Annotated in this window: 8 protein-coding genes and 1 pseudogene; 4 read left to right on the top strand and 5 right to left on the bottom strand. The window is 72.3% G+C overall.

Features of this window, described 5'->3' with window-relative positions; translation table 11 throughout:
* Positions 1–54: 54 nt before the first annotated feature.
* Positions 55–1,839, bottom strand: a complete 1,785-nt coding sequence (locus G5C65_RS26150; RefSeq protein ID WP_165301396.1) for a 3-hydroxyacyl-CoA dehydrogenase family protein — start codon at positions 1,837–1,839, stop codon at positions 55–57.
* A gap of 263 nt (positions 1,840–2,102) precedes the next feature.
* Between G5C65_RS26150 and G5C65_RS26145 the strand changes: the two genes are divergently transcribed.
* Positions 2,103–2,687 (top strand): HEAT repeat domain-containing protein, encoded by a 585-nt coding sequence (locus G5C65_RS26145; RefSeq protein ID WP_165301395.1) that lies wholly within the window; start codon positions 2,103–2,105, stop codon positions 2,685–2,687.
* Between the two features lie 24 nt (positions 2,688–2,711).
* Here the strand turns inward: G5C65_RS26145 and G5C65_RS26140 are convergent, their stop codons facing one another.
* The 3 genes from G5C65_RS26140 to G5C65_RS26130 all read right to left on the bottom strand — a co-directional run bounded on the left by G5C65_RS26140 (position 2,712) and on the right by G5C65_RS26130 (position 4,962).
* Complete coding sequence (locus tag G5C65_RS26140; RefSeq protein WP_165301394.1) at positions 2,712–3,179, bottom strand: MarR family winged helix-turn-helix transcriptional regulator; 468 nt, start codon at positions 3,177–3,179, stop codon at positions 2,712–2,714.
* A 47-nt stretch (positions 3,180–3,226) separates the two neighbouring features.
* Positions 3,227–4,195, bottom strand: coding sequence for a pirin family protein (locus tag G5C65_RS26135; protein ID WP_165301393.1), 969 nt, complete (start codon positions 4,193–4,195; stop codon positions 3,227–3,229).
* A gap of 140 nt (positions 4,196–4,335) precedes the next feature.
* The gene (locus G5C65_RS26130) at positions 4,336–4,962 is read right to left on the bottom strand and encodes a TetR/AcrR family transcriptional regulator (RefSeq protein WP_165301392.1); all 627 of its coding nucleotides are present in this window, start codon (positions 4,960–4,962) and stop codon (positions 4,336–4,338) included.
* A 97-nt stretch (positions 4,963–5,059) separates the two neighbouring features.
* Here G5C65_RS26130 and G5C65_RS26125 point away from each other — a divergent pair, with 97 nt between their 5' ends.
* Positions 5,060–5,260 carry a hypothetical protein gene (locus tag G5C65_RS26125; protein ID WP_165301391.1) on the top strand — a complete coding sequence of 67 codons (201 nt, stop codon included), beginning with the start codon at positions 5,060–5,062 and terminating at the stop codon, positions 5,258–5,260.
* A 138-nt stretch (positions 5,261–5,398) separates the two neighbouring features.
* Positions 5,399–5,926 carry a pyridoxamine 5'-phosphate oxidase family protein gene (locus G5C65_RS26120; RefSeq protein WP_165301390.1) on the top strand — a complete coding sequence of 176 codons (528 nt, stop codon included), beginning with the start codon at positions 5,399–5,401 and terminating at the stop codon, positions 5,924–5,926.
* A gap of 3 nt (positions 5,927–5,929) precedes the next feature.
* On the opposite strand, the gene G5C65_RS26115 is transcribed toward G5C65_RS26120, so the two are convergent.
* Entirely contained in the window at positions 5,930–6,964 is a 1,035-nt protein-coding gene (locus tag G5C65_RS26115; protein ID WP_165301389.1) for an Rv2578c family radical SAM protein, read from the bottom strand.
* Between the two features lie 147 nt (positions 6,965–7,111).
* Between G5C65_RS26115 and G5C65_RS26110 the strand changes: the two are divergent.
* Positions 7,112–7,555 (top strand): annotated as a pseudogene (locus G5C65_RS26110) (SRPBCC family protein); the annotation flags it as partial.
* Between the last annotated feature and the right edge of the window lie 669 nt (positions 7,556–8,224).

Genomic DNA, 8,224 nt, shown 5'->3' with positions numbered 1-8,224 from the left:
CCCCCGGCCCAGCGCGGCCCGCCGCCCCACTGCCGGTAGTCGGTCACCGGCCCGTCACCGGCGTGCGTACTCGCGGAAGCCCCGCCCTGTCTTGCGCCCGAGGCAGCCCGCCGCGACGAGGTGCTCCAGCAGCGGCGCGGGCGCGAGGCCGGGGTCGCGGAACTCGCGGTGCAGCACGCGCTCGATGGCCAGCGAGACATCCAGCCCGACCACGTCCAGCAGTTCGAACGGGCCCATGGGGTAGCCGCCGCCGAGCTTCATGGCCGCGTCGATGTCGTCCGGCGAGGCGTAGTGCTCCTGGACCATCTTCACCGCGTTGTTCAGATACGGGAACAGCAGCGCGTTCACGATGAAGCCCGCGCGGTCGGCGCAGTCCACCGGGTGCTTGCGCAGCGCCGCGCAGACCTCCCGGACGGTGGCGTGCGCGTCGTCCGCGGTCAGCACCGTCCGCACCACCTCCACCAGCTTCATCGCGGGGGCCGGATTGAAGAAGTGCATACCGACGACGTCCTGCGGGCGGGAGGTGGCGCGGGCGCAGGCGACGACCGGCAGCGAGGAGGTGGTCGTGGCCAGCACGGCGCCCGGCGCGCACACCGCGTCGAGCTCGCCGAACAGCCGCCGCTTCACCGCCAGGTCCTCGGCCACGGCCTCCACCACGAGACCGGCGTGCGCCAGCGCGTCCAGCGAGCCCGCCGGCGTGATCCGCGCGAGCGCCGCTTCCCGCTCCTCCCCGCCGAGCCGCCCCTTGCGCACCGCGCGCTCCAGCGCCTCAGCGATCCGCTCCTTGGCCGCGTCCGCCTTCTCCCGGCTCCGCGCGGCCAGCACGGTGGCGTACCCCGCCTTCGCGAACACCTCGGCGATGCCGCAGGCCATCGTGCCCGAGCCGACGACGCCGACGGCCTGCACCGTCCGCCCCGCCGCGGCCGGCGCCGCGGGGTCGGGGGTGAGCGCGTCGGGGACGACGGCCGCGGAGCCGGGCGCCGCGTAGGTGTAGAAGCCGCGGCCCGCCTTGCGGCCCGTCAGCCCGGCGTCGCTGAGCTGCCGCAGCAGCGGCGCGGGCGCGTGCAGCCGGTCGCGGGACTCCGCGTACATCGCGTCCAGCACGGTGCGGGCCGTGTCGACGCCGATGAGGTCGAGCAGCGCGAGCGGCCCCATGGGCAGCCCGCAGCCCAGCCGCATCGCCGCGTCGATGTCCTCGCGGGTGGCGTACCGCGACTCGTACATCGCGGCGGCCTGGTTGAGGTAGCCGAACAGCAGCCCGTCGGCCACGAAACCGGGCCGGTCGCCCACCGCGATCGGGTCCTTGCCCAGCTCACGGGCCAGGGCGGTCACGGCCGCGACCGCCTCCGGCGCGGTCAGCACGGAAGACACGATCTCGACGAGCCGCATGGCGGGCGCTGGGTTGAAGAAGTGCAGTCCCAGGACGCGTTCGGGCCGGTCGGAGTCGGCGGCGAGACGGGTCACCGAGAGCGCGTTGGTGCCGGTGGCGAGGATGGTGTCCGGCTTGACGACGGCGTCCAGGGCCGCGAAGACCTGGCACTTGGTGTCGTAGTCCTCCGGCACGACCTCGATGACCAGCTCCGCCTCGGCGGCGGCGGCGATGTCGTCGCGGACGCGGAGGCGGGACAGCGCAGCGCGGCGCTCCGTCTCCGTCATGCGGTCGCGGCGCACAGAGCGCGCCGTTGATGCTTCGAATGCGGCAACCGCGCGCCGCGCTGCTGCGTCGTTCGTGTCAATGCCGATGACCTCGCGGCCCGATCGGGCGAGAATATCCGCGATGCCGGTGCCCATGGTGCCGAGGCCGACGACGGCGATGGTGCGCAGGGGAGGATGGTCCATCACGGGACTCCAGGGGGTGACGACGGGTGAGGTGCGACGCCGCACGCGGACGCGCGCACGGCGGGCGCGGCCGGACCCTGTCCCGAGGTCCCGCGCTGATGCTGGGATCACTACCGAACCGACTGCACTCTCGGCGGCTGCGTCACCAGGCCGCCTGAGCGGGGGTACCGCTCTGATGAGCAGCCTAACTAGTGGGTAACTAGAAAGCCAGGGGTAGGACCAATTCCAGAGCTGTGGCATGTGGCACGTAAGGGGGCATGGGAGTGGGCGACCCATTCCGAGCACTGATCGACAGGGTGCGGCCCGACGCGGAACCGGTCGAGTACGCCCGCCTGGTGACGCTGGCCAGGCAGCGCGGCCCGGAGGCGCGCGACCAGCTCGCGGCGGTGCTCGTGGAGACCGAACGGCCCCTGTGGGCCCGGGAGATCGCCGCGTTCGCGCTGGGAAGCGCGGGCGACCGCAGAGCGTTCGAGACCCTGGTCTTCCTGCTGAACTACCGCGATCCGGTCTGCTGCGCCACGGCGGCGCAGGCGCTGGAGCGGCTGCGCGACCCCCGGACGGCGAAGGCGGCTGCGGCCCTCGCGACCAACGAACTGCGCACGGCCTACGCCCTGTATCCCGTACGCCTCCTCACCGCGCTCCGCGCCCCCGAGTCGGTGCCCACCCTGATCAACGTCCTCCAGCGGCTGCTGCTCGGCCCCCTGCACTACTGGCCCATCGCGGAGGCGTGCGTCCAGGGCCTCGGCGCCCTCGGCGACCGCCGCGCGATCCCGGTCCTGGACGCGGCGGCCGAACACCACCGCCTCTGCCCGGCGGCCGTGGCGGCCCGCGCCCGGATCCCGGGGTGAGCGACCGGGACGGGAGAGCCGCGCTCAGGGAGCGTCCTCGTCCAGCCGCTCGGTGATGCGGTCCGAGATCTGGGCCAGCATGGCGAGCTCCGCCGGGGTGAGCGGGTCGATCACCAGGCGGCGGACGGCTTCCACATGGAGCGGGGCGGCGGCCGCGATGGCCTCCCGGCCGCCCGGGGTGACCACCACCCACGCGCCCCGTCCGTCCTCGGCGCACTCCTCGCGCCGCACGAGGTCCCGCCGGGCCATCCGGGCGATGTGGTGGGACATCCGGCTCTTCTCCCACTCCAGCGACCTGGCCAGATCCAGCATCCGCCGCCGGCCCCCGGGCGCGTCGGTGAGGCTGACCAGCACCGCGTAGTCGGCGGCGGACAGTCCGGAGTCGGCCAGCAGCTCACGGGAGAGCCGTCCGGTGAGCCTCTCCTGCATCCGGATGAAGCTGCGCCACGCCTGCTGCTCGGCCGGGGTGAGCCAGTGCGGGGTCTCGGTCATCCCTGTCAGTATAGAGAAGGTGGTTGACACGTCACCGTTCTCTCCCGTCACCGCTCCCCGGACATCCCGTGCACGGCCGGAACGGTCCCCAGGCGGCCCTTCTGGAAGTCCTCGAACGCCTGCTGGAGCTCCTCGCGGGTGTTCATGACGAACGGGCCGTAGTGGGCCATGGGCTCCCGGATCGGCTGCCCGCCGAGGAGGGCGACCTCCAGATCCGGGGTGTGCGCGTCCTGCCTGTCGTCCGCGCGCACGGTCAGCGAGGAGCCCGTACCGAACACGGCCGTCTGCCCCAGCCGGACCGGACGCCGTTCCGCACCGACCGAGCCGCGCCCGGCCAGGACGTACGCGAGACCGTTGAAGTCCTCCCGCCACGGCAGCGTGACCTCCGCGCCCGGCGCCAGCGTCGCGTGGACCATCGTGATCGGCGTGTGTGTGATGCCGGGGCCCTGGTGGCCGTCCAGCTCGCCGGCGATGACCCGCAGGAGCGCGCCGCCGTCGGACGAGGTGAGGAGGTGGACGTTGCCGCCGCGGATGTCCTGATAGCGCGGGGCCGCCATCTTGTCCTTGGCCGGCAGGTTCACCCACAGCTGGAGCCCGTGGAAGAGCCCGCCGCTGACGACCAGGTGCTCGGGCGGGGCCTCGATGTGCAGGAGGCCCGAGCCCGCCGTCATCCACTGGGTGTCGCCGTTGGTGATGGTGCCGCCGCCGCCGTTGGAGTCCTGGTGGTCGAAGATCCCGTCGATGACGTAGGTGACGGTCTCGAAGCCGCGGTGCGGATGCCACGGGGTCCCCTTCGGCTCCCCGGGCTGATACTCCACCTCGCCCATCTGATCCATCATGATGAACGGATCCAGATGGCGGTAGTCGATCCCCGCGAACGCCCGGCGGACCGGGAATCCCTCCCCCTCGAAGCCGCTCGGCGCGGTGGAAACGGCCAGCACGGGGCGGGCCGAGGCGTCGGCCGGAGCAGCGACGCGCGGCAGGGTCAGGGGGTTCTCGACGGTTACGGCAGGCATGTCGTCCTCCGGTGCTGTCGGGTCGGCTGGGGAGTGTCGAAGTCGACCTTTGGTTGATGGATCAACTATATCCTGAGGGCAGGAACCCCAGCGGCCGTTTCGCTATTCCCGGCGGTGCCGCCTCGCCCCGAGCGCCGGGCTCAGTCCTCGGGCGCGGCCAGCTCGCGCAGATGGGCCCGGAGCGCGCCGGCGCACGCCCGCGCGTCCAGCAGGTCGGGGTGCAGTACGGCGGTGAGCCCGAGCCCGTCCACGAGCGCGGTCAGCCGCCGCACCTCGGAGTCCAGGTCGAGCCCGGGGCGCAGCGCACCCGCCGCGTCGAGGCGGGAGAGCACCCGGTGCACCAGGGCGCGGGTGCCCGCGGCCGTCTCGTGCGCGAGGTCCCGGAAGGCGGGGTTGGTCCGGGACGCCGCAGAGAAGTCGAGGAAGACGGTGACCTCCGCCATGCGGCGGTCGTCGAGCGGCAGCAGCTCCTCCAGGAGGCCGGTGACCAGCCGCAGCCGCTCCCCGGCCGCGAGGCCGCCGAGGTCCCCGGCCTCCTCGATCCGCCGGAGCAGCCGCCCGGTGACGCGGTCGACCATCGAGCGCATCGCGAAGTCCATCAGCTCCGCCTGGCTGGCGAAGTAGTGCCGCAGCGAGCCGATGTTCAGCCCCGCCTCGTCGGCGACGGCACGCAGCGAGGCGCGCTGAAGCCCGTCCCGCACGACGACGCGGAACAGCGCGTCGACGACGAGGCGGCGCCGTTCCTCCGGGTCCACGCGCTTGGGCATGCGCTCTTTCTATCACAGCTGTGCTAGAAAGGTTTGTATCACAGCCATGACAGAAAAAGATGAGCGCGAGAAAGCGCGAGAACAGGCGGAGGGTTCCATGGAGACATATCTCGACCTGGTGCTTCTCAGGTTCGGGCTGATAGCGGCCGGGCTGGTGGCGCTGGCCCTGACGCTCTTCGCCGCGGCGCTGGCCCTCAAGCGTCGGGGCCGCCTCGACCAGGCGCGCCGCTACGCGGACCCGGCACTGCGGGCCGCCGCCCGCGCCCTGAAGCGGCGCCTGGAGGGCGGCAGGCGGTGACGGCCACGGGCGGCGCGTTTGCGGGGAACGGGGATGCTCTGCTGTTCTCTCGGGCCGCCTTCTCCGGTGGGCTGGCGTGCAGGTGGTGTCGCGGTAAACCGGACAGAGGGTGTCGGAGTTCTCCGTGAGGCTGGACGCATGACCTTTCAGGACGTCACGCGCTGGAGCGACGTACAGACCGCTGAGCCCGACTTCGCGAAGGCCGTGGAGGCCCGCTTCGCTCCGTACCGGCACCATGTGCTGGGCACCCTGCGGGCGGACGGCGCGCCGCGGCTGACCGGCATCGAGGCCGACTTCAAGGACGGCGAGCTGTGGCTGGGCATGATGCCGGGCTCGCGCAAGGCACTGGACCTGCGCCGCGATCCGCGCTTCGCGCTGCACGCGAACCCGGGCGGGGGCGCGGAGATGGCGGAGGGGGATGTACGGGTCTCGGGGCGTGCCGTCGAGGTGACGGACCCGGATGTGCTGGCCGCGTACGCGGCCGGGGCGCCGGAGGGCGAGGTGCCGGACGTCTTCCACCTCTTCCGCGCCGATGTGCGGGAGGTGACGCGGGTGTCCATCGAGATGCCGGACATCGTCTTCCGCGTCTGGAACCCGGGCCGTGCCCTGCGCACCATCCGCCGCGGCAACGACGACGCGCCGGCGAGGGAGGACCAGCGCAGCTGATCGCTAGATCAGGGTGAGCTGGGTGCAGTGCGGGTCGTCGCGCTCTTCGGTCTCCTCCGGGCGGACCTCGATCCGGCGGGCCGCGCTGGGGGCCGAGGGGCCGATGCCGTACTCGGCGGCCAGCTCGTGCACCTGGCGCGTGATGCGCCGCTGGTACCACTTCGGAGCGTACGACCCGTCCGCGTACAGCGCCTCGTAGTGCCGCACCAGCCGCGGGTGGTGGAGGTGCAGCCACCGCATGAACCACTCGCGGGCACCCGGGCGCAGATGGAGCGAGAGCGGTGTGACGGAGCTGGCGCCGGCCGCGGCGATGGCGCGCACCGTGGTGCGCAGTTGCGCGGGGGAGTCGCCGAGGAAGGGGATGACGGGCGCCATCAGCACGCCGCACGGAATGCCGTGCCCGGCGAGGGTCCGTACGACGTCCAGCCGGCGCTGGGGAGCGGGCGTACCCGGTTCGACGGTGCGCCACAGCTCCTCGTCCGTGAAGCCGACGGAGACGGAGACCCCGACGTCGGTCACGGCGGCGGCCGACCGCAGCAGGTCGAGGTCGCGCAGAATGAGCGTCCCCTTGGTGAGGATGGAGAAGGGGTTGGCGTAGTCGCGCAGTGCCGTGAGGATGCCCGGCATCAGCCGGTAGCGGCCCTCCGCGCGCTGGTAGCAGTCGACGTTGGTGCCCATCGCGATGTGCTGGCCCTGCCAGCGCGGCCCGCTCAGCTCCTTGCGCAGCAGCTCCGGCGCGTTGACCTTCACCACGATCTGGGAGTCGAACCCTTCCCCGGTGTCGAGGTCGAGATAGCTGTGCGTCTTGCGCGCGAAGCAGTAGACGCAGGCGTGGGTGCAGCCGCGGTACGGGTTCACCGTCCAGGCGAACGGCATCCGTGAGGCGCCCGGCACCTTGTTGACCATCGAACGGGCCCGGACCTCGTGGAAGGTGATCCCGTGGAATTCGGGGGTGTCGAATGTCCGCGTCACGGCCGGGACCCCGAAGAGGGCGGGGGCCGCCGTCGGGCCGTCGTCGCCCAGATCCTCCCAGCGCATAGGGCCTCCTCCGTATCTCGTGCCTCATCCATCCATCTTGAATAGAACACCTGTTCCCTTCGGTTGTGTCAAGCCGGATTTTGGTGCGGGTGGCGGGTGGTGGTTGGCTGAGCGCCCCCGTTCCGTTACCCATCGACAGGAGGAGCCATGGCGCAGGTCGAGGCGACCACTCAGCGAGAGATCGCAGCCAAGCCGGATGACGTGTTCGACGCGCTCGCCGACTACAGCCAGGTCCGCAAGGAGCTGCTGCCCGGACACTTCAGCGAGTACGAGGTGCGGGAGGGCGGCGACGGCGAGGGCACCGTCGTGCACTGGAAGCTCCAGGCGACCAGCAAGCGCGTACGGGACTGCCTGCTGGACGTGACCGAGCCGGCCGACGGGGAGCTGGTCGAGAAGGACCGCAACTCGTCGATGGTCACCACCTGGCGCGTCACCCCGGGCGGCCGCGAGGGCGCGGCACGGGTGACGGTGAACGCCACCTGGACCGGCGCCGGCGGTATCGGCGGCTTCTTCGAACGCACCTTCGCGCCCAAGGGACTTGCGCGGATCTACGACGAGATGCTGGCGAACCTCGCCGCCAGGGCGGAGAAGGCGGCGCGGGAGAAGCAGGCGGCGGAGAAGTCCGAGTCCGCAGGGGAGGCCGCGGAGTCCGGCGAGCCGGCGGGGTCCGAAGAGGCCGAAGAGCCCGCGAAGGCGGCCGAGTCCGCCGAGGCGGCTGAGTCCACTGAGCCTGCTGAGTCCACTGAGGCCGCGAAGGGCTCCGAGGCCGCGAAGGCCGGGGACGCCGACGGCCAGGACGGCGAGGGAGACGACAAGGGCGACAAGGGGGAGGCCGCGTCCGCTGAGTCCGCTGAGTCCGCCGAGTCGGAGAAGGGCGCTCCGAAGGGCGAGCAGGAGGCCGGCAAGGGGGAGAAGGAGGGCGAGGCCGCGGAGTCCTCGCGGAAGTCGGACGACGGGGAGAAGTAGCCCGGTGCGTAAGTAGCCCCGCAGCGCGCGGAGTTGCTCACCGGTTCGAGTGGTTTTCGCGGCGGCGCGGGTGCGCGCCCCGCCGCGCTGCCGCTGCCGCGGAAATCCGCCGAACCGCTGGTGAGGGGCGGAACGGGGGCGTCCTCGGGGCAGTGGGAAACCGTGCGCACCATCCGCCACGCCCGCCTGGTGCGTGCTCTCTGCCGTTGTGCGATGGGGGTGATACTCGCCCCGGACTCGCGGCGAGGAGAGTGTGATGACCGGGACGGGCGGGGCGGCCCTCAAGAGCCGAGA

The sequence above is a fragment of the Streptomyces boncukensis genome (assembly GCF_011045075.1).
Lineage (GTDB): Bacteria > Actinomycetota > Actinomycetes > Streptomycetales > Streptomycetaceae > Streptomyces > Streptomyces boncukensis.
This window is presented reverse-complemented; position numbering and strand designations above follow the sequence as displayed.

Coding starts and splice junctions, on each gene's coding strand:
- G5C65_RS26150 (WP_165301396.1), bottom strand. CDS start 1,839: ATGGACCATCCTCCCCTGCGCACCATCGCCGTCGTCGGCCTCGGCACC.
- G5C65_RS26140 (WP_165301394.1), bottom strand. CDS start 3,179: ATGACCGAGACCCCGCACTGGCTCACCCCGGCCGAGCAGCAGGCGTGG.
- G5C65_RS26135 (WP_165301393.1), bottom strand. CDS start 4,195: ATGCCTGCCGTAACCGTCGAGAACCCCCTGACCCTGCCGCGCGTCGCT.
- G5C65_RS26130 (WP_165301392.1), bottom strand. CDS start 4,962: ATGCCCAAGCGCGTGGACCCGGAGGAACGGCGCCGCCTCGTCGTCGAC.
- G5C65_RS26125 (WP_165301391.1), top strand. CDS start 5,060: ATGGAGACATATCTCGACCTGGTGCTTCTCAGGTTCGGGCTGATAGCG.
- G5C65_RS26120 (WP_165301390.1), top strand. CDS start 5,399: ATGACCTTTCAGGACGTCACGCGCTGGAGCGACGTACAGACCGCTGAG.
- G5C65_RS26115 (WP_165301389.1), bottom strand. CDS start 6,964: ATGCGCTGGGAGGATCTGGGCGACGACGGCCCGACGGCGGCCCCCGCC.